The sequence below is a fragment of the Phaeobacter italicus genome, from assembly GCF_019801785.1.
GTDB lineage: Bacteria > Pseudomonadota > Alphaproteobacteria > Rhodobacterales > Rhodobacteraceae > Phaeobacter > Phaeobacter italicus.
Genome location: NZ_JAHVIJ010000005.1, coordinates 42309 through 64083 on the forward strand (window position 1 = coordinate 42309; position 21775 = coordinate 64083).

The following is a 21775-nucleotide window of genomic DNA, read 5'->3' on the forward strand; positions in this document are numbered from 1 at the left end:
TCACCATCGGTTGTGACACGGGATCGGCTCTGGCGCCATGCCTGTCGAACAGCTACTACTGAACTTCCGGTTTATTATACAGAAGAATAGGTTTGCCATGACTGATGATCGCCACAGCCGTTTGCGGGATGCACATTCCGACCGCGACCGCGCAGAGCACGTCCCTTCGACCCCGCAGACCGAAGCCCCGGCCTATCGGCTGGCGTTTGCTGACGATGATTTCCTGTGCCGGGATGAGCTGCGGCCAGTCCGCCTGCAATTGGAGCTGCTGAAGCCGCAGATGATGCTGGATGAGCATGGCATCGAGAGCACAATCGTCATGTTTGGAGGCGCCCGTATTCCTGCGCCGGCGGACAAGGAAAAGGCCCGCACACAAACCCTGCGTGATCTGTCCCATTTCTACGACGAGGCCCGCAAATTCGCCCGCCTCATGACGGAAAAATCAATGGCCAACGGGGGCAAGACAGATGTGATCGTCACGGGCGGCGGCCCTGGTGTGATGGAGGCCGGAAACCGGGGGGCAATTGATGCCGGCGGGGCTTCGATCGGGCTGAATATCGTTTTGCCGCATGAGCAGGCGCCGAATGAATATGTCACGCCTGACCTGTGCTTCAACTTTCACTACTTCGCGATCCGCAAAATGCATTTCCTGATGCGCGCCCGTGCCATCACGATCTTTCCGGGCGGCTTCGGGACACTGGATGAGATGTTTGAAAGCCTGACCCTGATTCAAACTGGCCGGATGGAGCGTGTCCCCTTCCTGCTATTTGGTCGTGCTTTTTGGGAAAAAATCATCAATTGGGATGCGCTGGCCGACGCCGGCACGATCTCGGATGAGGATCTTGATCTGTTCCGCTTTGTCGAAACCGCCGAGGAAGCGCTGCATATCATCGACAACTGGGAGCCTGCACCCGCCCGTGACAAGCTGCCTGGCCGCGACTGCTGAGTCAGACATCGTTCTGACAGGACATCTTCAGGGCCTGCCTGGTTCCATCACGGATCAGGCGGGCCTTGGTCGTTCTGAGGCCTGATGCGTTCAGGCAAATTCGGGTGGAAGCACCCCAAGCGGCTGGCCCTGTGGCAGGCGTGTCAGAACCTGCTCGCCCTCTACGTCCTTGATTGCATAGCCATAGCCGCGCAGGCGAAATTTCCATTCCCGTGCGCTCAAGGCCTTGATGCGTTCTTCGCGCACAAGATCCAGAACTTGCGGTTCGATCGGCGCAGCGGCCGGAGTGTGACGTGCCATGGTCTTTTTCCCTTTCACTGACTGTCTACGATTTGGAAACTGTCGGCCGCGAATGGCAGAAATGTACCGCAATTGAGGAAATTTCTGGGCGCGCAATGCCGCAGACCAGCCAGCCCCCTAACAGCAGAGGGCAACACAGGCTGATTCCTTGCTTGAGGGGTGCGAAATCTGGTCTGGACAGGCGATTGATGCGGCTCCTCCTTTGGATCGGACACAGCCTTGATCCACCTGCGAAACCGACGTCACCATTCTAACCGCTTGATTCTCATGCCCTGAATATCGACACGGCTGCGACCCCTGCCTTGCCGCGCCCAGAATCCCCCAAAATTCGACCCATCATGGCCACATTCATTGACGAGAGTATACCTCAACCGAGAGTGGAGCGGGACGATGCCCAGAATCACAGACTACACAGCACTGCTGTATTATTTGGAAGGTGACCACTTCCGCTGGAACTCACCGTTCGCGGTCGGCACACAGGCCGTTATCACCTACAGCTTTACCCTTCCGGGAAATCTGCCTGACGTTACTCAGGATCCGGTTGGCGCGACGGGCTACTGGTCCTTTGATGCGACCCAACAAGCGCGGGCACAGGCTGTGTTTGCTCAGTACGAAGCCATCGCGGGCGTGCGCTTTGTCGAGGTGGATGGCCCTTCGATGATCAATATCTACGGCTTTGATGGGGGCAGCGCAGATGGCTATGCCAACATTGCCTATTCCGGGTCCGGCTATACCGGATCCGGTGCGCTGACATCTGGCGAAACAGATCTGACGCCTGGAACCTACGGCCATATCGTGATGATGCACGAGCTGGGCCACGCTCTTGGCTTGCAGCATTCACATGATGGCAGCCTGACACTGGAACCGACCTGGGACCGACCAGACCTGACGGTGATGACATACAATCACGGGCCCGACTACGTGACCGAACTGGGAACCTTTGACATTCAGGCGATGCAGCACCTCTACGGCACATCCGACAGCTTTGATGGCTGGGAAATTGTCGGCGGCGGAAGCAGCCGGATCATCATTCGCGGCAGTGCCGATGGCGACCAGATGATGGGAACAGATCAATCCACCACACTTAACGGCCGCGGTGGGCATGACCACATTCAGGGACGAGAAGCAGACGACATCCTGCGCGGCTCAGGCGGGCGCGATACGCTGGTTGGCGGGCTCGGAGATGACCGGCTGATCGGCGGACAAGGCTATGACGTCTTGATCGGCGGGCTGACCGACGATGGTCATTCCGGCGGACCGGACAACGACACGATGTACGGGCAGCGTGGATACGATCGGTTGGAGGGCGGCGCTGGCCGCGACCGGCTGTTCGGGGGCAATGGAAGGGACACACTGGTCGGTGGCGATGGCGCTGACACGCTGAATGGCGGTTTTGGCGCCGACACCTTTGTGTTTGACCACGCGGATATGGGCGAAACTGACCATATCACCGATTTTGGTCGCGGTGCGGATGTCATAGACCTGTCGGGGCTGTGGCTGACAGATATCAGTCAGCTCACGATCACGGTCGGGGCAAACAGCACAACCATCCAATACACGGACTTCTTTGAGCTGATTCTGGCCGGATACACCGACCCCCTTACAGGATCGGATTTCATTTTCAGTTGAGGCAGCCGGGGACCTGCCCAGCGAGGCCGGGGGTCAGGGGTTCAGTCCCGCCTCGGCCTCGATTTGTTTGCGGCTCTTGCGCGCGCGCTCGGTTGCAGATTTCAGCTGTCCACATGCCGCCATGATATCATCACCTCGCGTCTTGCGGATCGGAGACGCATAACCCGCCTGGTAGATGATGTTCGCAAACGCCCGGATGCGGTTGTTTGAAGACCGCTTATACGGGCTGCCGGGCCATTCATTGAACGGAATCAAATTGATCTTGGCGGGGATTTTATACCGCTTGATGTGATCGATGAGACGGTGCGCATCCTCATCGCTGTCATTCACACCATCCAGCATCACGTATTCGAAAGTGATCCGTTCGGAATTCGATGCCTTGGGATAATCCGCGAGCGCCTGCAGCAGCTCGTCGATGTTCCAGCGTTTGTTGATTGGCACCAGAACGTCGCGCACCTCATTTGTGGTCGCATGGAAGGAGATTGCCAGCAGGCATCCGATTTCCTGCGCCGTTCGCGCGATTTCCGGCACAACGCCAGAGGTCGACAGGGTAATCCGGCGGCGGCTCAGAGAGATACCTTCCGGGTCCATCGCAATCTTCATCGCGTCTCGGACGTTTTCAAAGTTGTATAGCGGCTCTCCCATCCCCATCAGGACGATGTTGGACAAAAGCCGCGTCTCGTCCTTTGGTGCACCGGGGGTGGGCCATTCCTCCAGATCATCACGTGCCATCATAACCTGCCCGATGATTTCGCCGGGTGTGAGGTTGCGAACCAGCTTCTGGGTGCCGGTGTGACAGAAAGAACATGTCAGAGTGCAGCCAACCTGGGATGACACACACAGCGTGCCGCGGTCATCCTCCGGGATATAGACCACCTCAACTTCGTGGCCGCCCGCGATCCGCACGAGGTATTTACGTGTGCCATCCGTCGAAACCTGTTTGCTGACCACCTCTGGCACTGCAATTTCGAAGGTTTCTGCCAATTGTGCACGATACCCCTTGGCGAGATTGGTCATCTCCTCAAAGTCGCGTTTGCCCCATTGGTAGATCCATTGCCAGATCTGGCCCACACGCATCTTTGCCTGCTTTTCAGGAGTGCCATTTTCAATCAGCACATCGCGCATCTGCTCACGGGTCAGACCGACAAGATTGATCTTGCCGCCCTCGGGCAGTTTGCGGGGCAGGGTCATGACATCCTGGGTGATCGGCGCTTTGACGGTCATGGCAACGAAACTCGTGGCTGTGGCGGTGGATGCGGCTCTATATAGGAATTTAGCCCGAGATCAAAAGGAATCCTGCAAAAAACAGCGCATAGCTGCCCCGCGCCCAGCGCGGACCAGCGGAGTGTCGGGGGCAAAAACAAAAAACCCCGACACCAGCCGGGGTTTCTGAGAGCGGACAAAAAGGTCTGGATCAGAAGCAGCGCTTCTCGGCCTCTTCAACGGCAGCTGTAAAGCCGAGAAGAGAGAACGTATCCTTCGTCTGGGTGCCACGGGCGGAGCGGCCAATCAAAACAGCCTGGGCGCCACGTTTCATCGCCGTAATGATCTTGGCGTCATCAGAGGCGGTAGCAGGCCAAGCCCATTCACCTTCGGTGAACAGTTCAAATTCGGAATCGCCGACAGCCATGTTCACGGTAGAGCCGGGTGCGAACGGATAGCCACCGGTAAAGGTGATCTGGCCACTCTTGCCGCTGTCGGGACGGAAGAAGACAAACAGCTGGATCTTGCCACGGCGCACGGCTTTGACCCGCCCATCACGCGTGTTGACAGTTTCCTTGGGGGCAGAAACACCCCAGCATTCTTTCGGGCTCTCGCCCTGGAACACACTCCAGTCGACATTGCTGGCGACGCGATTGTCAGTTTCTGCCTGCTGTGCGGTTGCGCTGGTGGCCATTGCGGCCAGACACAGGCCCGCGATGCTGCGGACGAGTTTTGATGTCATTTGTCCCGACTCCAAGACTGTCTTACCTCAAACTAGCAAGGGTCATGCGGCGTTGCATTCGCCGTCTGGTCCCGTTCCCCTCGCTTGTGTACTCATACACACTAACGTAACTATCGCCACGGGTGAAAGCCCGTTTTGGCGGGAAATTGCCAACAGGAAAGGCGTTTGTGATGACCAACCCCGTACCCATGACCGAAGTCTGGCGCGGTCCCCTTCTGGAAAGCCTGCATCTCGGACACGCCGTGGTGTGCAACGCGAAGGGCGAGATCGAACGCAGCTGGGGGGATCCGAACGCCGTGATCTATCCGCGCAGCTCTGCCAAAATGATTCAGGCGCTGCCGCTGATCACCTCTGGTGCGGCAGCAAAATACGGCCTGACCTCTGAGCAGCTGGCGCTGGCCTGTGCATCGCACAATGGCGCAGAAATCCACACAAGCCGGGTGAACAAATGGCTGGATCAGCTGGCGCTCAGTGACAGTGACTTTCGCTGCGGCCCGCAACTGCCTGATGATATCCCTGCCCGCAACGCCCTGATCAAGACAGACAGCAGCCCCTGTCAGGTCCACAACAACTGTTCCGGCAAACATGCAGGCTTTCTGACGCTAAACCAGCATCTTGGCGCTGGCCCGGAATATATCGACATGGACCACCCGGTGCAGCAGGCCTGCCGCACTGCCTTTGAACAGGTAACGGATGAGGCCAGCCCGGGGTATGGCATCGATGGCTGCTCTGCCCCGAATTTTGCAACCACTGTCAAAGGTCTGGCCCGCGCAATGGCATGGTTTGCCTCTGCTGCGGATCGATCCGATCGCGATGCTGACGCAGCACAACAGCTGGTCGCTGCGATGACCGCTCACCCCGAGCTGGTTGCAGGGGAGACACGAGCCTGTACCAATCTGATGCGGGCCATGGGCGGGAAAGTCGCGATCAAGACAGGCGCCGAAGCCGTTTTCATTGCGATTCTGCCGGAACAGAAATTGGGCGTGGCACTGAAAATCACGGATGGTGCAACCCGTGCGAGCGAATGCGCGATCGCAAGCATTCTTGTTGGTCTTGGTGTGCTTGATCCAGAACACCCAATGACGCGCAAGTATCGCTATGCACCGCTGATGAACCGGCGAAACGTCAACTGCGGAGAAATCCGCCCGGCAGCTGAGCTGCTGTTCTGAATTAGGTGAAACACCTGAAATGCCGCCCTGAACGGATTGCCTCCGTTCAGGGCGCATCTGTTTCGGATCAACCGGTTCAGACTGTCGGGCCTACATTTCTATGATTTCCGCAACCTCGACGCTGCCATCGCCCATGACGACCATTGGGCAATCCTTGGCCATGTCACATGCGGCCTGCTGGTCCGGAGCTTCAACAATCGAATAGCCTGACAGGGGATTGGCGCCACCATTGTCGTCTACTCCGCCATGGTGGACCGTCCGCGACAGACCAACCGGCGCGCCAGGCACCACAAGCGCCTGCCCCAGCCCCTCCATCCAGCTTGACCACGCCGCCATGACCTTGCTGGCCTCTGCTTCGGTTTCAGGTGTCTTGCCGCCATGGTAGGCGAAAATGAACTGTGGCATCGGTCTTTCCTCCTTGGGATTTGGTTCAGCACGGTCAACCAAACGCCGGAAAGATCGGCACACGCCCCTAGCTGTGACCCGCCAACGCCTGTCAGAGCATGTCCCACAACAAACGCAGAGCAAGCACCACTGACGTTAGAACCAGCAGTGGTTTGATCAGTCGCGCACCCTGTTTCTGCGCCATTCCAGCACCGGCGCGCGCTCCGGCAATCTGTGCCACTCCCATTGCCAAACCAACCGCCCACCAAGGGGTAGCGACGAATGCAAATGCCAATAGCGCGCCCGCATTGGACGCGAAATTCAGCAACTTGGTGTGAGCAGTTGCCCGCAGAATACCATAGCCCGCCAAAGATACAAAACCGAGCATGTAAAAACTGCCCGCTCCCGGCCCCAAGAGCCCATCATAGGCCCCGCATAGCGGCACGATGGTCGCAGCAAATACGAACGGCGACACCCGACGAGCGCGATCACTGTCATCAAGCCCCTTCTTGGTGGCAAAGAACACCGCGATCCCGATCAGAAGGACGGGCAAGATAAGGCGGATCCAATCGGTCGGCAGCACAGACACCAGCAACGCCCCCGCAACAGAGGCAATCCCAGCAATCAACGCAGACCCCGCCTGCTCGCGCAGGTTCACATGTCCGCCCCGCGCATAACTGAGCGCAGCGGTGGCAGCCCCGAACAGACCTTGGATCTTGTTGGTTGCAAGCGCGGTAATGGGATTGGCACCTGCCAGCAGCAAAACCGGGACAGTGATCAAGCCCCCGCCCCCGGCCACAGCATCGATAAACCCCGCAGCAAACCCTGCCGCCATCAACAGCAGCAGGATGTCGAAACCGACTTCGAACATAAATTTAGCCTTTGAATTCGGACCGTGCGTAGCCCTGGATAAACAGAAGCGCGCTCAGGTCGCCGTGGTTGATACGAATATCACATTCAGCCGCAACCGATGGTTTGGCGTGTAGGGCGACACCCGCACCCGCACGCCCCAACATGCCCAGATCATTGGCCCCGTCACCAACCGCCATCACATCCGCCTCTGACAACCCAAGGCGCGCTGTAATCTGTTCCAGGGCTTCGACCTTTGCAGCCCGGCCCAGAATCGGGCGCGCGGCCTCTCCGGTCAGCTTGCCATCCTCAACCATGAGAGTGTTGGCCCGGTTCTCATCAAACCCCAGTTCCGCAGCAACCTTTGCCGTGAAGGCCGTGAACCCGCCAGAAACAAGCGCAGCATAGGCGCCATCTGCCTTCATGGTGGCGAGAAGTGCCTTGCCCCCTGGCATCAGTGTGATGCGGTTTTCCAGCACCTCGTCGATCACGCTTTCCGGCAGCCCTTTCAAGAGAGCGACGCGTTCGGTCAGCGCACCTTCGAAATCCAGCTCTCCGTTCATGGCGCGGGCGGTGATGTCCTTGACCCGTGCACCTACGCCTGCCTCTTCGGCAAGTTCGTCAATACATTCCTGCTGGATCATCGTGCTATCCATATCCGCCAACAGCATCTTTTTACGGCGCCCGGCGGCGGGTTGGACGATCAGATCGACCCCCATCTGCTGCAGATCCGCCCAGACATCCCATTGATTATCCGGGCGATGCTCCAGCGTGAACTCGGCAGCCTCATCCGGTGCAAGCCACTGCGCATCACCCCCACCCCAGGCATTGCGCAGGGATTCGACCAAAGCAGGCGCAAGGGTCGGAGAGGTCGGATCGCACAGCAGCGTAGCAACAAACATGAAAGAGGCTCCGGTCATATGGGTTGCGCCAGTCATACGCCCCTCTCCCCGACCCCGCCAAGCCCCTGATTCATCTCTCCTCGCCCGAAACCGCCGAATGGCCCAGCCACTGGTCCGCCAATTGCGCCATGCTGCACCCGCAGAAGGCATCTGTTTCCGAAAGGCGTCAAAATGCGTCGCTATTGATGGAAGAATGGCCGCAATCTGCCATTTTTCATATTGTTCGACGCGAGTTCAGCCAGTAGCCCTGTCTGTGGGACACCTCTCCCCAACGAGAGGCGCTTATCTGGAAGGGTAGCATTCATGGCTATTGAACAACCGGCAACGCGGCCGGCCAACCCGCGTTTTTCTTCTGGCCCCTGCGCCAAACCCCCCGCATATGATCTGACCAAACTCGCAGGCGCCCCCTTGGGTCGCAGCCACCGTGCCGCTGTCGGCAAGGAAAAACTGCTTGCCGCGATTGAAGGCACCCGTGAGATCCTAGGCGTTCCGGCAGATTACAAAATCGGGATCGTGCCCGCCTCTGACACCGGCGCTGTTGAAATGGCGATGTGGAACCTGCTTGGAGCGCGCGGCACCGAGATGCTCGCCTGGGAAAGTTTTGGCGCAGGCTGGGTCACCGATGTGGTCAAACAGCTAAAGATCGACGCGGTTGTGAAAACCGCCGACTACGGAGAGCTGGTCGATCTGGCTTCGGTCGATTTCCACAACGATGTTGTCTTCACCTGGAACGGCACCACTTCCGGGGTGCGGGTGCCAAACGGCGATTGGATCGCTGACGACCGGGCGGGGCTCACCATCTGCGATGCGACATCCGCTGCATTTGCTCAGGACCTGCCTTGGGACAAGCTGGATGTGACCACCTTCTCCTGGCAGAAGGTTCTGGGAGGCGAGGCCGCACACGGCATGATCATCCTGTCGCCGCGCGCCGTGGAACGACTGGAAAGCTACACACCTGCATGGCCCCTGCCCAAGATTTTTCGCCTGACCAAGGGTGGCAAGCTGATTGATGGCATCTTCAAAGGTGCAACAATCAACACACCGTCCATGCTGGCAGTCGAAGACTATTTGCTGGCGCTGGATTGGGCCCGGTCTGTTGGTGGGCTTGACGGGCTGAAAGCACGCGCTGACGCAAATGCGCAGGCGATTTTCAATTTCTGCGCCAACCGTCCGTGGATTGTCAATCTGGCGCAGGATCCTGCAACCCGCTCCAATACGTCCGTCTGCCTGAAATTCACCGACGAGCGTATTCAAGATGGGGCGGCCTTTGCCAAGGCGGTCGCCAAGCGCCTGGAAGCGGAAGAGATCGCTCTGGACATCGGCGCCTATCGTGACGCCCCCGCAGGGCTGCGCGTCTGGTGCGGCGGCACGGTTGAAACCTCGGATATCGAGGTAATGCTGCCCTGGCTCGAATGGGCCTTTGAGGCCGAAATCGCGGCACAAGCCTGACCCCCGCGCCGCCGACATCTGACAGACCAGTAGCCCGCCTTGGGTCGGGCTGCTCTCTCCGAATTCAGGCCGCAAGCGGCCCCCGCAGATAAAGGACCAAACCAATGGCTCCCAAAGTACTCGTCTCCGACAAACTCTCGGAAACCGCCGTCCAGATTTTCCGCGACCGCGGCATCGATGTGGATTTCCTTCCCGACGTGGGCAAAGACAAGGACAAGCTGGCAGAGATCATCGGCCAATATGATGGCCTTGCCATTCGCTCTGCCACCAAGGTAACCGAAAAGATCCTCGAAGCCGCCACCAACCTCAAGGTGGTGGGTCGTGCCGGCATCGGCACCGACAATGTCGACAAGGAAGCGGCCTCCAAAAAAGGTGTGATCGTCATGAACACACCCTTCGGCAACATGATCACCACCGCCGAACACGCGATCGCCATGATGTTCGCGGTTGCCCGACAGCTGCCAGAGGCCTCGGTCTCCACTCATGCAGGCAAATGGGAAAAATCCAAGTTCATGGGGGTTGAGCTGACCAACAAGACGCTCGGCGTTATCGGTGCCGGCAACATCGGTGGCATCGTCTGCGACCGGGCCCGTGGTCTCAAGATGAAGGTTGTCGCCTATGATCCCTTCCTCAGCACCGAAAAAGCCGACAAGATGGGCGTCGAAAAGGTTGAGCTGGAAGAGCTGCTCGCGCGGGCGGATTTCATCACGCTGCATGTGCCGCTGACCGACCAGACCCGCAACATCCTGTCCAAGGAAAACCTGGAAAAAACCAAGAAGGGCGTGCGCATCATCAACTGTGCCCGCGGTGGTCTGGTGGATGAGGCCGCCCTGGCAGAACTGCTGACTTCCGGCCATGTTGCAGGTGCCGCCTTTGACGTGTTCTCGGTTGAACCTGCCAAGGAAAACCCGCTGTTCGGCCTGCCCAACGTCGTCTGCACACCGCATCTTGGCGCGGCAACAACCGAAGCACAGGAAAATGTCGCTCTGCAGGTGGCCGAGCAAATGTCGAACTACCTGCTCGATGGCGCGGTTGAAAACGCATTGAACATGCCGTCCGTCACCGCCGAAGAGGCCAAGGTCATGGGACCGTGGATCAAGCTGGCTGATCATCTTGGCTCTTTTGCTGGTCAGATGTCGGACGAGCCGATCGTCGCCATCAATGTGCTTTATGACGGTGTCGTGTCCGGCATGAACCTGGACGCCCTGAACTGCGCGGTGATCGCGGGCATCATGAAAAACGTGAACCCGGATGTGAACATGGTCTCTGCGCCCGTGGTGGCCAAAGAACGTGGCATCCAGATCTCGACCACAAACCAGGACAAATCCGGCACCTTTGATGGCTATATCAAGGTGACTGTCGTCACCGCCAAGCGCGAACGTTCTGTCGCGGGGACCGTTTTCTCTGACGGCAAGCCGCGCTTTATCCAGATCAAGGGCATCAACATCGATGCCGAAGTAGGTGCGCACATGCTCTACACCACAAACGAAGACGTGCCGGGGATCATTGGCGCTCTGGGTAAGACAATGGGCGACAACGACGTGAATATCGCGAACTTTACCCTTGGACGCTCTGACGCCGGTGGCGAAGCAATCGCGCTTCTCTACGTAGATGAACCTGTCCCGGCAGAGGCACGGGCCAAACTCGCAGAGACCGGTCTCTTCACCCAGATCAAACCCTTGGCGTTTGACGTGGTCTGATCTGAAAGTCTGATAAACGTTCCCTCAGATACGCCGCCCCGATATAAGGGCGGCGTATTTCATTTCAGCCTTCCATTTTACCATTTGCAGGAGCCCACCATGACCGCCCCAACCTATGCAATCGGTGACATTCACGGCCAGCTGGAGATGCTGGAACAAGCCCTTGACCACATCACCGCAGACGGCGGACAGGATGCAAAGGTGGTTTTTCTTGGCGACTACATCGACCGCGGTGCAAACAGCCGGGCCGTGATTGACCTTCTGATCCGCGGTCAGGCGGAGGGGCGCAACTGGGTCACTTTGCTCGGCAATCATGACCGCATGTTTTCTTGGTTCATGGAGGATACACCCCGCCATGACCCGCATCTTCTGGTGGGCTATCATTGGCTGCATGACCGGCTGGGCGGGCGCGAAACACTGGAGAGCTACGGGCTGACCTTCACCGACAAAACACGACTGGAGGATCTGCATGCAGAGGCCCTTGGCGCGGTGCCTGAACAGCATGTCGCCTTTCTGCGCGCACTAGATCCGATGCATGAAACAGCGGATATCGCGTTTGTACATGCAGGCATTCGCCCTGATGTGCCCCTTGCAAAGCAATCGGAAAATGATCTGGTCTGGATCCGTCAGGCCTTTCACAATCACGCAGCACCCCACCCGAAACTCATCGTGCATGGGCACACACCTGTCGACCGGGCAACACACTACGGCAATCGGGTCAACCTCGACACCGGCGCAGGCTACGGAAAACCCCTCAGCGTTGCCGTCTTTGACGAAAACAAAAGCTGGCTCCTTGATGAAACCGGTAGGCGCAGGTTGGCCCCCTGACGGGCACCTTCATCTTTCAACAAATACTCTGGGGGTGAGGGGCGTCCCGGAAATGATCCGGGGAATCATTTCAGACCCGAACGGGCGAAGCCCAGCCAAGGGCGCGAGGGGGCAAAGCCCCCTCAACGCAGCCTTACGTCCAGTCCAGCACCACCTTGCCGCTGGACCCGGATTTCATCGCCGCAAAGCCGTCGGCAAAATCATCAACGCCAAAGCGGTGGGTGATCACCCGGCTTACATCCAGACCGTTCTGTAGCATCGCGATCATCTTGTACCAGGTTTCAAACATCTCGCGGCCGTAAACGCCCTTGATGGTGATCGCCTTGAACACGATGCGCGACCAGTCGACCGGCGACTTGCCCGGTGGAATGCCCAACAGGGCAATCTTGCCGCCCATCACCAGTGCCTCCACCATCTGATCTAGCGCAGCCTGCGATCCGGACATCTCCAGCCCGACGTCGAACCCCTGTTTCAGGCCCAACTCGCGCACCACGTCCTGCAGGTCTTCCTGCGCCACGTTCACCGCGCGCACCGCCGGCACCACATGTTCCGCCAGCGCCAATCGGTCAGGGTTGATATCGGTGATCACCACATGCCGCGCGCCGGCATGTTTCGCCACCGCTGCCGCCATGATGCCGATCGGGCCTGCACCGGTGATCAGCACGTCCTCCCCCAGCAGGTCGAAACTCAACGCCGTATGCACCGCATTGCCCAGCGGGTCGAGAATGGCGCCGATTTCGTCCGGAATGTCATCCGGCAGCGGCACCACGTTGAAGGCCGGCAGTTTCAGATACTGGGCAAAGGCGCCCTGCTCGTTCACCCCGATGCCGCGGGTGCCGGGGTCCAGGTGGAACTTGCCAGCCCGGCTCTGGCGCGAGTCGGTCTTGATCAGATGCCCCTCACCAGAGCAGCGCTGACCCACCGCCAGATCTGTAACATCCCGCCCGATTTCGACAATCTCGCCCGCGAACTCATGGCCGGTGATCATCGGCACCGGCACGGTGTGCGATGCCCATTCGTCCCAGTTCCAGATGTGAATATCGGTGCCGCAAATTCCGGTCTTCTTCACCTTGATCAGAACCTCGTCGGGGCCGATCTCCGGCACCGGCGCCTGCACCATCCACAGACCCTCCTGCGGATGGCTCTTTTCCAGCGCCTTCATCGTGTTGGGTCGGCTCATGACACAATCCTCAGTTCCTTGCCGACCTTGCCAAAGGCGGCCAGCGCACGGTCCAGTTCCTCCCGCGTCAGTGCCGCATTCATCTGCGTCCGGATGCGCGCCTGGCCGCGCGGCACGACGGGGAAGAAGAAGCCGGAGACATAGACGCCTTCGTCAAACAGCCGTGCCGCCATATCCTGCGCCAGCTGCGCCTCGCCCAGCATCACCGGGATGATCGGATGCTCTCCCGGCAAGAGGTCAAAGCCAAGTTTTTCCAGCCCCGCCCGCCAATAGCGCGCATTCTCGAACAGCTGCGCCCGCAGGCCGTCGCCTTCCTCCACCAACCGGATCGCCTCCAGTCCGGCAGCAACAATGGATGGCGGCAGCGAATTGGAGAACAGATAGGGCCGCGCCCGCTGCCGCAGCAGGTCGATCACTGGCTGCGGCCCGGCGATATAACCGCCGATGCCCCCCCCAAGTGCTTTGCCCAATGTCCCGGTGACAATATCAACGTCCACCCCGAAATGCTCTGGCGTGCCGGCGCCTGTCGCGCCCATGAAACCGGTGGCGTGGCAGTCATCCACCATCACCACCGCATCGTATTTGTCGGCCAGCGCCCGGATTTCTGGCAGTTTCGCCAGATATCCGTCCATCGAGAAGACACCGTCGGTGGCAATCATGATATGCCGCGCGCCGTCCTCGCGGGCCTGCTTCAGCCAGGCTTCCAGATCGTTCATGTCGCTGTTCAGGTAGCGGTAGCGCTTGGCCTTGCACAGCCGGATGCCATCGATGATCGACGCATGGTTCAGGCTGTCAGAGATGATCGCATCCTCCGGCCCCAACAGCGGTTCGAACAGACCGCCATTGGCGTCGAAACAGGCGGCGAACAGGATTGCGTCATCCTTGCCCAGGAACTTCGCCAGCCGCTGCTCCAGCTCGCGGTGAATGTCCTGGGTGCCGCAGATGAAGCGGACGGAGGCCATGCCAAAACCCTTGTCATCCATGACACCGCGTGCTGCCGCGATAAGGTCGGGATGATCCGCCAAACCGAGATAATTGTTGGCGCACAGATTGATGACCTCAGCATCGCCAACCCGGATCTCACCCCCCTGCGGGGAGGTGATCATTCGTTCCCGCTTGTAGAGACCATCGGCTTTGATCTCTTCCAGGGTCTTGGAGATGTCGGTCAGAAAATCGGTAGACATGCGGGAACTCCTTCTCGTTCGAGTCGGAGTTCTACCATAACGGATTATTTTCCGAAATAGGGGATTTCACGATAACGGACATAAATCCGTGAAATCGGAAACTCGTCTTTTGATCTGACCTTCAGGCGTTCTTGACGATCAGAAACACCCGTGCAGGACCGCTCTTTGCCTCAATGGCGTGCGGAACATCAGCTGCATAGCGGGCGGTATCCCCTGCCTGCAGTTGCTCCCTTGCGCCGCCTGACGACAGGGAAACGCAGCCCTCCAGAATGGTCAGATGCTCCACCGTCCCGCGCCCATGCGGCTGACTGTTCAACGCACCGCCGTCTTTGAGGCGAATGTCATAGACCTCATGCCCACCGGCGTCTTCCGGCGGCGACAGGATTCGGATCAGACAGCCCTCCCCCATGTTTTCGATTGAGGGCACATCGCTGTCGCGCAGCACTTCGATCCGGTCCTGGGCCTCGTTGCTGTCCAGCAAACCCGCGAAATCAACCTGCAGGGCTCGGGTGAGGTTCCAAAGCGTCGCAATCGTGGGGGAGCTTTCCCCGCGCTCAATCTGGCTGACCATGGACCGGCTCACGCCGGAGAGGTTCGCCACAGCCTCAAGGCTGAGGCCTTGAGCCCGGCGCGCCTCTTTCAGGCGGGCAGGCAACAGGGTCAGGATATCGTCTACATTTTCCGTCATGGCGGAATCACTGCGCCTTTGCGGACAGTTTGTCAAACAAGGGAGAGGTTTTGTTTTGACGGTACGTTCCGCAGGACAGGCGATGCTGCATCTGCATAATCTGCGCCAAACCTATGAGGAGAGAGACCATGACCGATATCGTGATCCTGGATGGCGCCCGTACTGCCATCGGCACCTTTGGTGGATCGCTGGCAGGCACCACCCCAATTGACTTGGCAACCGTGGCATCCAAGGCCGCAATGGAGCGGTCTGGCGTCGAGCCTGACCAGATCGGCAATGTGGTCTTTGGCCATGTGATCAACACGGAACCCCGCGACATGTATCTGAGCCGTGTGGCGGCCATGCAGGCCGGCATCCCCAATGGCACGCCAGCGATGAACGTGAATCGGCTGTGCGGGTCCGGAGCTCAGGCGATTGTCTCGGGCATCCAGTCGCTGATGCTGGGCGATGCGGAATTTGCCCTGACGGGTGGCGCCGAGAACATGTCGCGCAGCCCCTTCATCGTGCCGAGCGCACGCTGGGGTCAGAAAATGGGCGATGCGCGGGCCCTCGACATGATGCTGGGTGCGCTGAACTGCCCATTTGGAACCGGGCACATGGGTGTCACGGCGGAAAACGTCGCGGATGAGCATGACATCACCCGCGCGCAGATGGACGAATTCGCACTGGCCAGCCAGACCCGCGCGGCAGCGGCGATCGAGGCCGGATATTTCGCCAGCCAGATCACCCCGGTCGAGGTGAAGGTAAAGCGCGACATGGTGGCGTTTGAAGTCGATGAACACCCCAAGGCCAGCACATTGGATACCCTCAGCGGGCTGAAACCTGTGTTCCAAAAGGATGGCCGCGTTACAGCCGGCAACGCCAGCGGCATCAATGATGGCGCTGCCGCTTTGGTGCTCGCGACAGCGAATGCTGCAGAAAAGGCCGGACTAAAGCCCAAGGCACGGGTTCTCGGTTATGCCCATGCCGGCGTGCGCCCCGAGGTGATGGGCATTGGTCCGGTGCCAGCGGTTCAGAACCTGCTGCAGAAAACCGGGCTGTCAGTATCCGATTTCGATGTGATCGAATCCAACGAGGCCTTCGCGGCGCAGGCGCTTGCGGTGAACAAAGAACTGGGGCTGGATCCTGCAAAGGTGAACCCGAACGGCGGGGCGATCGCCCTTGGCCATCCTGTCGGTGCGACCGGTGCGATCATCACGCTCAAGGCCCTGTATGAGCTGGAGCGAATTGGTGGTTCCAAAGGGCTGATCACCATGTGCATCGGTGGCGGTCAGGGCATTGCCCTTGCCATCGAACGTCTCTGATCCAACCCCTTGAAACGCAAAAGGCCCCGGTTTTCACCGGGGCCTTTTTTTGTGAGTGATCCGCTGGTTAGCTGGGGCTCATTCCGCGCAGACGCTCTGATCTGCGGCGCAGCATTTCCACCACTGTCAGCAGACCGATGGAGACCACCACAAGAATGGTCGCGACCGCCAGAATGGTTGGCGAAATTTGTTCGCGCAGGCCAGTAAACATCTGCCAGGGCAGCGTCTTTTGACCGGCCGAGCCGACGAAGAGCACAACCACAACCTCGTCAAAGGAGGTGATGAAAGCAAACAAACCACCAGAGATGACCCCAGGCAGGATCAGCGGCATCTGCACACGGAAGAACGTGGTCACAGGACCGGCTCCCATGTTTGCAGCGGCTCGTGTCAGGGACCGGTCGAAACCAACCAGCGTGGCTGTCACGGTGATGATCACGAACGGGATACCAAGGGCTGCGTGCGCCAGAACCACGCCAATGTATGTCCCCTGCAGACCAATACGGCTGTAGAAGAAGTACATGCCAGCGGCTGAGATAATCAGCGGCACGATCATCGGCGAAATCAGGATCGCCATGATCGCCCGGCGAAACGGAACATGCGGCTGGCTGAGACCGATTGCGGCCAACGTACCAAAGCCCACCGACAAGAGCGTCGCCATTGGCGCGATCTTGATGGAGTTCCACATCGCCTGCTGCCAGTCGTCGTTGGTGAAGAAGTCGCGATAATGCTTCAGCGAGTAGCCTTCGGGATCAAACCGCAACATCTCCGGAGTGAAGGTAAAGAAGTCCTGCGCGTTGAAGGACAGCGGCATCACCACGAGGATCGGCGTAATCAGGAAAACGAACACCGCGCCACAGATCACACGGAACGCATAGTGCCACAGCACCTGACCCGGTGTGAGGTACGGCGCCAGGTGCATGCGGTAGCGCGATGTCGAGAGCCAGAAGATGAACCAGCCAACAAAAGCACCGAACAAAAGCCCGATGATTGCGGCCGGCAGCCCGCCCAGCACAAAGCCTGCAACTGCAAAGGCTGCCGTCAGAACCCAGCGGAGCATCCGCTCCTGATCCCGCATCCCGGCGAGGGCAAACCCCAGACCGCCGACGAGCACGGCACCAATCACGATGCCCAGAAGTCCCGAACCCTGCGCCGTACCGACGAAAAGTCCGAAAAAGGCCCCGGCAGCGGCTGTGACAAGCGCCACGAAACCGGGGGTTTGGTTTTCAACAGGTGTCAAAGCCATGTGTCTTATCCCAGTTTCACGTTGTCGATGCCGACAATCTTGTCATAGGCCCAGTAGAGCGCGAGAACGACGACCAGCAGGATACTGCCAAGTGCCGCAGCGAGACCCCAGTTGAGCGACTGCGAGATGTGGAACGCGATCCGGTTGGAAATGAAGACACCTTTGGTGCCGCCCACCAGTTCCGGCGTGATGTAGTAGCCAATCGCCAGAATGAACACGAGGATCGAACCCGCACCAATTCCCGGAACCGACTGCGGGAAGTAAACCCGCCAGAAGGCTGTCCAGTTGGTGGCGCCAAGGGATTTGGCAGCACGCAGATAGGATGGGTTGATGGTTTGCATCACCGAATACATCGGCAGGATCATGAACGGCAGCAGAATGTGGGTCATCGCCACAATGGTGCCGAACTGGTTGTTGATCATCACAAGGCGCGCATCATCGGCAACCAAACCCAGCCAGACCAGCGTGTCGTTAATAACGCCCTGCTGCTGCAGCATGACCTTCCATGCGGATGTCCGCACCAAAAGCGACGTCCAGAACGGCAGCAGAACCAGGATCATCAAGAGGTTGGCGGTACGTGACGGCAGGTTCGCCAAAATCCACGCCACCGGATAGCCGAGCACAATGCAGCTCACCGTGATGGCCAGCGACATGAGCAGCGTCCGCAGGAACAGAGTGCCATAGATCCGTTCGGATTCCGGACGCAGCTCAGCACCATCAGAGCCTTTTTGGAAGTCGGCCGCATTCAGGAAGTAGCCGTTCGTGTAAGCGCCCGAGTAGGTCTTGAGCGTGCGCCAGACTTCCGGATCGGCCCAATCTTCGTCGATCTTGACAAAGTCATCGTAGGCCGTGGTCGTTTCGACCTCGCCCGCTGCAATCGCGGAGGACACAGCCTGCAGTGCGGCTTGGGCATCACCACCAAAGGCCGAAGGAGCCTGAGGGTTGGCCGCAAGATCGTTGTGAAGCGCCAGATAGACAGGCGCCCAGGGATCTTCCTTGGTCGGGCTGTCATTGTCTTCTTGCTGAATGGTCCGTGCCCAGCGGGTGTAGGCGGTGCTTGCCTTGGGCAGCGCCGCCGCTGCGGTTTCGGATACCTCGAAAAGCGGCTCTGCATCATCGCTGCGAGAGGACACCCACGCAGGATCAGCAAAGATCGACACAAAGGTCGCGGGCTCTTTCCAGGCCGGATCCAGCTTTTCGAACTGTTTGATGTAGACCTTGCCGATGTCGTCGGCGCGGCGGCCGGCCTTGCGGAACAAGGACGAAATGCCCGGGTTCTCGTAGTTCAGGCGCGAACCGACACGTGTGTGTTCCTTGCGTTCGGCCGCCACGACGAGGTCATAGGCAAGCGCCTCGAACACAGGCGCGGGAGGGGTAACGCCGCTGTCGGCATCCCAATCCTGCACCGCAACCACGGTTTCTGGCAGTGTATCGGAGACAATCTTATTCTCGACCGAGCGGAACAGCATATCAGCAATCGGGAGAATGAATGTCAGGAGAACAAAGAGCAGAAGGGGCGCGATCAGCATGAGGGCGCGGATCTTCTGCATCCGGAGAGCTCGGGCCAGGCTCCGCTTGAGCGGTGTGCCATCGGCGGCCAGGACCGGTCCGGTGTGGGTGGTATCGCTCATTGTAGGAGCCCCCGTCGGAATACTTTTTTGTTGGTGGAGAGAGGGCCGTGGCGCAGGCCGTCGGCCCCCTCCCATTTATCGTTCCGTCAGATCAGGGACGGATTACTTGGCCAGCCATGCCTGGAATTTTGCATCCAGATCATCACGGTTGTCCGCCCACCACTCGTAGTCATAGACGTGAACGTTGCCAGAGTTGGCCGGGTCGGTCGGCATATGCGGTGCCATGTCGATGCCCAGGATGGCGTGCTTGCCAACCAGCGGCGCAGAAGAGGCGCGGGCCGGACCGTAGGAGATGAACTTTGCCTGATCTGCCAGACGCTGAGTGTCGGTCGCGAACTTCAGGAAGTCCATGACGCGCGCTTTGCGGTCTTCAGGCAGGTCAGCCGGAACAACCCAACCGTCCAGGTCAAAGGACTGCATGTCCCACAGCATGTCGATCGGCTGGTTCTGCTCTGCGATTGCAGAGAACAGACGACCGTTGAAGGTCGAACCCATCACAACTTCGCCGTCAGCCAGCAGCTGCGGGGTTTCTGCGCCAGCAGTCCACCAGACAACCTGATCCTTGATGGTGTCCAGCTTTGCCAATGCGCGCTCTACGCCCTCGTCGGTGCCCAGAACGTCATAGATTTCGTCCTTGGCGACGCCGTCGCAGTACAGAGCCCATTCCATGTTGTCGATCGGACGCTTCTGCAGCGCGCGCTTGCCCGGATATTTCGCGGTGTCAAACACGTCACAGATTGTGGACGGCGGGGTGTCGCCAACCAGATCCATGCGGTAACCAAAGGTGGTCGAGTAAACGATCTGCGGCACGAAGCAGTCGCTGACCAGCAGGTCGCCGAAGTCGTCGCTTGCCGACGTGCCATCAGGCGCAGCAGCCAGAACTTCGTCGTGGTCGATTTCAGCGATCAGACCTTCATCGCACATACGCATTGCGTCAGACGCAACGGCATCCACCAGATCCCAGGTTACGTTGCCTGCTTCGGTCATCGCGCGCATTTTTGCGGTCGCTTCAGCCGAGCTCTCGTCCCAGATCACTTTCAGATCGGGGTGCATTTCCAGATAGGGCTCAACATAGGCCTTGAGCTGGCTTTCCTGATAGGCACCGCCCCAGGAAACAATAGTCATTTCGTTTGCCATGTCGGCGGCCATTGCCATCGGCGCACACAGAGCCGTGGTGGCTGCCAGAGCAGTCAGTTTGGTGAGTTTCATAGACACTCTACTCCTTGTTGAATTTGTAATTCTTCGGATCGTAGTCCCCCGGTCATTCTGCGCCGGGGGTTTCGTCGCGCGTTGCGTCAGCCGAGCAGGCCTCAGGCGTCAAGCGCGCGGCAATCTTCAGGCAACCAGCCGATCTCGATCTGCTGACCGGGTGTCAGACGGGTCTGGTCTGGTGCGTTCCGGGTCTTGATGATGAACTCATCATTGCCGGCCACGCGCAGACGGGTGCGGAAGATGTCACCCATGTAGATGAACTCCAGCACTTCCGCTTTCAGCGTATGTGCGCCTTCCTGCATGCGTTCTTTGTTATATTCGACACGCTCTGGACGGATCGAAACACGGGTACGCTCACCGGGTTTGGAAACGTTGATCGGCTTGCAGTCGATCAGCTCGCCATCATCCAGCTGAACCAATGCGATGCCATTGTTGATCTCTTTGACAGTGCCTTCCAGCGTGTTGTTCTCGCCGATGAACTGCGCAACAAAGCTGTTTGCGGGCTCTTCATAGAGCTGATCTGGCGGCGCCAGCTGTTGGATGCGGCCGTCATCAAATACCGCGACACGGTCGGACATCGTCAGGGCTTCGGTCTGGTCGTGGGTCACGTAAACCGTGGTGATCCCCAGATCGTGCGCAAGGCGGGTGATTTCAAACTGCATCTTTTCACGCAGCTGCTTGTCCAGCGCGCCAAGAGGTTCATCCATGAGAACCAGTTCCGGTTCAAACACGAGAGCACGCGCCAAGGCGACACGCTGTTGCTGACCACCAGACAATTGCGCAGGGCGACGGCCACCGAATGCACCCATCTCTACCATATCCAACGCGCGCTTCACTTTCTGCTCGCGTTCGGATTTGCCCATGTTGCGAACTTCCAGCGGGAAGCTGAGGTTCTCTGCAATGGTCATGTGGGGGAACAGCGCGTAATTCTGGAAAACCATCCCGATGCCGCGCTTGTGAGGAGGGATGTTGTTGATCGAGACGCCATCAAGCCGGATGTCACCGTGGGTGGCTGTCTCAAAACCGGCCAGCATCATGAGGCAGGTTGTTTTGCCCGAACCGGACGGGCCCAACATTGTCAGAAATTCGCCTTTCGGCATGGTGAGGTTGAGATCTTTGACAACGAGATTCTCGCCATCGTAGCTCTTCTGCACGCGTTCGAATTCAACGAACGCGTTCGTATTTGACGCATCAGCCAATGGAGGCTCCCTGGTTTGCTTCGGCAGATTAGC

The 21775-nt window shown here is 58.9% G+C and carries 20 protein-coding genes; 7 read left to right on the forward strand and 13 right to left on the reverse strand.

The genetic code is table 11. The features are described 5' to 3' along the window. Positions 1-97: 97 nt before the first annotated feature. Positions 98-946 (forward strand): LOG family protein, encoded by an 849-nt coding sequence (locus tag KUV39_RS12865; protein WP_008562750.1) that lies wholly within the window; start codon positions 98-100, stop codon positions 944-946. Between the two features lie 90 nt (positions 947-1036). Here the strand turns inward: KUV39_RS12865 and KUV39_RS12870 are convergent, their stop codons facing one another. Continuing rightward, positions 1037-1246 carry a hypothetical protein gene (locus KUV39_RS12870; protein WP_008561548.1) on the reverse strand — a complete coding sequence of 70 codons (210 nt, stop codon included), beginning with the start codon at positions 1244-1246 and terminating at the stop codon, positions 1037-1039. Positions 1247-1636: 390 nt separating this feature from the next. Here KUV39_RS12870 and KUV39_RS12875 point away from each other — a divergent pair, with 390 nt between their 5' ends. Continuing rightward, the gene (locus KUV39_RS12875; RefSeq protein WP_222459959.1) at positions 1637-2875 is read left to right on the forward strand and encodes a M10 family metallopeptidase C-terminal domain-containing protein; all 1239 of its coding nucleotides are present in this window, start codon (positions 1637-1639) and stop codon (positions 2873-2875) included. 33 nt (positions 2876-2908) lie between these two features. Here KUV39_RS12875 and rlmN read toward each other — a convergent pair whose 3' ends face one another. Beyond that, positions 2909-4099, reverse strand: coding sequence for a dual-specificity RNA methyltransferase RlmN (gene rlmN / locus KUV39_RS12880; RefSeq protein ID WP_046211507.1), 1191 nt, complete (start codon positions 4097-4099; stop codon positions 2909-2911). Between the two features lie 190 nt (positions 4100-4289). After that, on the reverse strand, positions 4290-4820 hold the full coding sequence (locus tag KUV39_RS12885; protein ID WP_008559150.1) for an invasion associated locus B family protein: 531 nt from the start codon (positions 4818-4820) through the stop codon (positions 4290-4292). Positions 4821-4990: 170 nt separating this feature from the next. Here KUV39_RS12885 and KUV39_RS12890 point away from each other — a divergent pair, with 170 nt between their 5' ends. Next, positions 4991-5989: an asparaginase gene (locus KUV39_RS12890; RefSeq protein WP_222459960.1), complete on the forward strand. Its 999-nt coding sequence runs from the start codon at positions 4991-4993 to the stop codon at positions 5987-5989. Positions 5990-6079: 90 nt separating this feature from the next. Here the strand turns inward: KUV39_RS12890 and KUV39_RS12895 are convergent, their stop codons facing one another. The 3 genes from KUV39_RS12895 to serB all read right to left on the reverse strand — a co-directional run bounded on the left by KUV39_RS12895 (position 6080) and on the right by serB (position 8124). Next, positions 6080-6394 carry a YciI family protein gene (locus KUV39_RS12895; RefSeq protein ID WP_008558850.1) on the reverse strand — a complete coding sequence of 105 codons (315 nt, stop codon included), beginning with the start codon at positions 6392-6394 and terminating at the stop codon, positions 6080-6082. Positions 6395-6485: 91 nt separating this feature from the next. Further along, positions 6486-7244, reverse strand: a complete 759-nt coding sequence (locus tag KUV39_RS12900; protein WP_008560642.1) for a TSUP family transporter — start codon at positions 7242-7244, stop codon at positions 6486-6488. A 4-nt stretch (positions 7245-7248) separates the two neighbouring features. After that, positions 7249-8124, reverse strand: a complete 876-nt coding sequence (gene serB / locus KUV39_RS12905; RefSeq protein ID WP_050674374.1) for a phosphoserine phosphatase SerB — start codon at positions 8122-8124, stop codon at positions 7249-7251. A gap of 303 nt (positions 8125-8427) precedes the next feature. On the opposite strand from serB, the gene KUV39_RS12910 reads away from it, so the two are divergent. The 3 genes from KUV39_RS12910 to KUV39_RS12920 all read left to right on the forward strand — a co-directional run bounded on the left by KUV39_RS12910 (position 8428) and on the right by KUV39_RS12920 (position 12101). Then, complete coding sequence (locus KUV39_RS12910; protein WP_222459961.1) at positions 8428-9573, forward strand: phosphoserine transaminase; 1146 nt, start codon at positions 8428-8430, stop codon at positions 9571-9573. Positions 9574-9677: 104 nt separating this feature from the next. Continuing rightward, positions 9678-11273 carry a phosphoglycerate dehydrogenase gene (gene serA / locus KUV39_RS12915; RefSeq protein ID WP_008563274.1) on the forward strand — a complete coding sequence of 532 codons (1596 nt, stop codon included), beginning with the start codon at positions 9678-9680 and terminating at the stop codon, positions 11271-11273. A 99-nt stretch (positions 11274-11372) separates the two neighbouring features. Further along, a complete protein-coding gene (locus tag KUV39_RS12920; RefSeq protein WP_222459962.1) occupies positions 11373-12101 on the forward strand; it encodes a metallophosphoesterase family protein in 729 nt (242 codons plus the stop codon). Between the two features lie 133 nt (positions 12102-12234). Here KUV39_RS12920 and tdh read toward each other — a convergent pair whose 3' ends face one another. The 3 genes from tdh to KUV39_RS12935 all read right to left on the reverse strand — a co-directional run bounded on the left by tdh (position 12235) and on the right by KUV39_RS12935 (position 15153). After that, complete coding sequence (tdh, locus tag KUV39_RS12925; protein WP_037303025.1) at positions 12235-13263, reverse strand: L-threonine 3-dehydrogenase; 1029 nt, start codon at positions 13261-13263, stop codon at positions 12235-12237. A gap of 14 nt (positions 13264-13277) precedes the next feature. Continuing rightward, entirely contained in the window at positions 13278-14465 is a 1188-nt protein-coding gene (locus KUV39_RS12930) for a glycine C-acetyltransferase (protein ID WP_222459963.1), read from the reverse strand. Between the two features lie 121 nt (positions 14466-14586). Continuing rightward, positions 14587-15153 carry a helix-turn-helix domain-containing protein gene (locus KUV39_RS12935; RefSeq protein WP_008562074.1) on the reverse strand — a complete coding sequence of 189 codons (567 nt, stop codon included), beginning with the start codon at positions 15151-15153 and terminating at the stop codon, positions 14587-14589. 128 nt (positions 15154-15281) lie between these two features. On the opposite strand from KUV39_RS12935, the gene KUV39_RS12940 reads away from it, so the two are divergent. Continuing rightward, positions 15282-16457 carry an acetyl-CoA C-acyltransferase family protein gene (locus KUV39_RS12940; RefSeq protein ID WP_046211500.1) on the forward strand — a complete coding sequence of 392 codons (1176 nt, stop codon included), beginning with the start codon at positions 15282-15284 and terminating at the stop codon, positions 16455-16457. A gap of 67 nt (positions 16458-16524) precedes the next feature. Here the strand turns inward: KUV39_RS12940 and KUV39_RS12945 are convergent, their stop codons facing one another. The 4 genes from KUV39_RS12945 to KUV39_RS12960 form a co-directional block, all read right to left on the reverse strand. Beyond that, positions 16525-17700: an ABC transporter permease gene (locus tag KUV39_RS12945; RefSeq protein WP_008561900.1), complete on the reverse strand. Its 1176-nt coding sequence runs from the start codon at positions 17698-17700 to the stop codon at positions 16525-16527. Positions 17701-17705: 5 nt separating this feature from the next. Next, positions 17706-19331 carry an ABC transporter permease gene (locus KUV39_RS12950; RefSeq protein WP_222459964.1) on the reverse strand — a complete coding sequence of 542 codons (1626 nt, stop codon included), beginning with the start codon at positions 19329-19331 and terminating at the stop codon, positions 17706-17708. A gap of 102 nt (positions 19332-19433) precedes the next feature. Then, positions 19434-20540: an extracellular solute-binding protein gene (locus tag KUV39_RS12955; RefSeq protein WP_008562528.1), complete on the reverse strand. Its 1107-nt coding sequence runs from the start codon at positions 20538-20540 to the stop codon at positions 19434-19436. A gap of 101 nt (positions 20541-20641) precedes the next feature. Beyond that, a complete protein-coding gene (locus KUV39_RS12960) occupies positions 20642-21742 on the reverse strand; it encodes an ABC transporter ATP-binding protein (protein ID WP_037302628.1) in 1101 nt (366 codons plus the stop codon). Positions 21743-21775: the final 33 nt, after the last annotated feature.

Coding starts and splice junctions, on each gene's coding strand:
- KUV39_RS12910 (WP_222459961.1), top strand. CDS start 8,428: ATGGCTATTGAACAACCGGCAACGCGGCCGGCCAACCCGCGTTTTTCT.
- rlmN (WP_046211507.1), bottom strand. CDS start 4,099: ATGACCGTCAAAGCGCCGATCACCCAGGATGTCATGACCCTGCCCCGC.
- KUV39_RS12870 (WP_008561548.1), bottom strand. CDS start 1,246: ATGGCACGTCACACTCCGGCCGCTGCGCCGATCGAACCGCAAGTTCTG.
- KUV39_RS12945 (WP_008561900.1), bottom strand. CDS start 17,700: ATGGCTTTGACACCTGTTGAAAACCAAACCCCCGGTTTCGTGGCGCTT.
- KUV39_RS12895 (WP_008558850.1), bottom strand. CDS start 6,394: ATGCCACAGTTCATTTTCGCCTACCATGGCGGCAAGACACCTGAAACC.
- KUV39_RS12920 (WP_222459962.1), top strand. CDS start 11,373: ATGACCGCCCCAACCTATGCAATCGGTGACATTCACGGCCAGCTGGAG.
- serB (WP_050674374.1), bottom strand. CDS start 8,124: ATGTTTGTTGCTACGCTGCTGTGCGATCCGACCTCTCCGACCCTTGCG.
- tdh (WP_037303025.1), bottom strand. CDS start 13,263: ATGAAGGCGCTGGAAAAGAGCCATCCGCAGGAGGGTCTGTGGATGGTG.
- KUV39_RS12930 (WP_222459963.1), bottom strand. CDS start 14,465: ATGTCTACCGATTTTCTGACCGACATCTCCAAGACCCTGGAAGAGATC.
- KUV39_RS12900 (WP_008560642.1), bottom strand. CDS start 7,244: ATGTTCGAAGTCGGTTTCGACATCCTGCTGCTGTTGATGGCGGCAGGG.
- KUV39_RS12885 (WP_008559150.1), bottom strand. CDS start 4,820: ATGACATCAAAACTCGTCCGCAGCATCGCGGGCCTGTGTCTGGCCGCA.
- KUV39_RS12940 (WP_046211500.1), top strand. CDS start 15,282: ATGACCGATATCGTGATCCTGGATGGCGCCCGTACTGCCATCGGCACC.
- KUV39_RS12890 (WP_222459960.1), top strand. CDS start 4,991: ATGACCAACCCCGTACCCATGACCGAAGTCTGGCGCGGTCCCCTTCTG.
- serA (WP_008563274.1), top strand. CDS start 9,678: ATGGCTCCCAAAGTACTCGTCTCCGACAAACTCTCGGAAACCGCCGTC.
- KUV39_RS12955 (WP_008562528.1), bottom strand. CDS start 20,540: ATGAAACTCACCAAACTGACTGCTCTGGCAGCCACCACGGCTCTGTGT.
- KUV39_RS12875 (WP_222459959.1), top strand. CDS start 1,637: ATGCCCAGAATCACAGACTACACAGCACTGCTGTATTATTTGGAAGGT.
- KUV39_RS12935 (WP_008562074.1), bottom strand. CDS start 15,153: ATGACGGAAAATGTAGACGATATCCTGACCCTGTTGCCTGCCCGCCTG.
- KUV39_RS12950 (WP_222459964.1), bottom strand. CDS start 19,331: ATGAGCGATACCACCCACACCGGACCGGTCCTGGCCGCCGATGGCACA.
- KUV39_RS12865 (WP_008562750.1), top strand. CDS start 98: ATGACTGATGATCGCCACAGCCGTTTGCGGGATGCACATTCCGACCGC.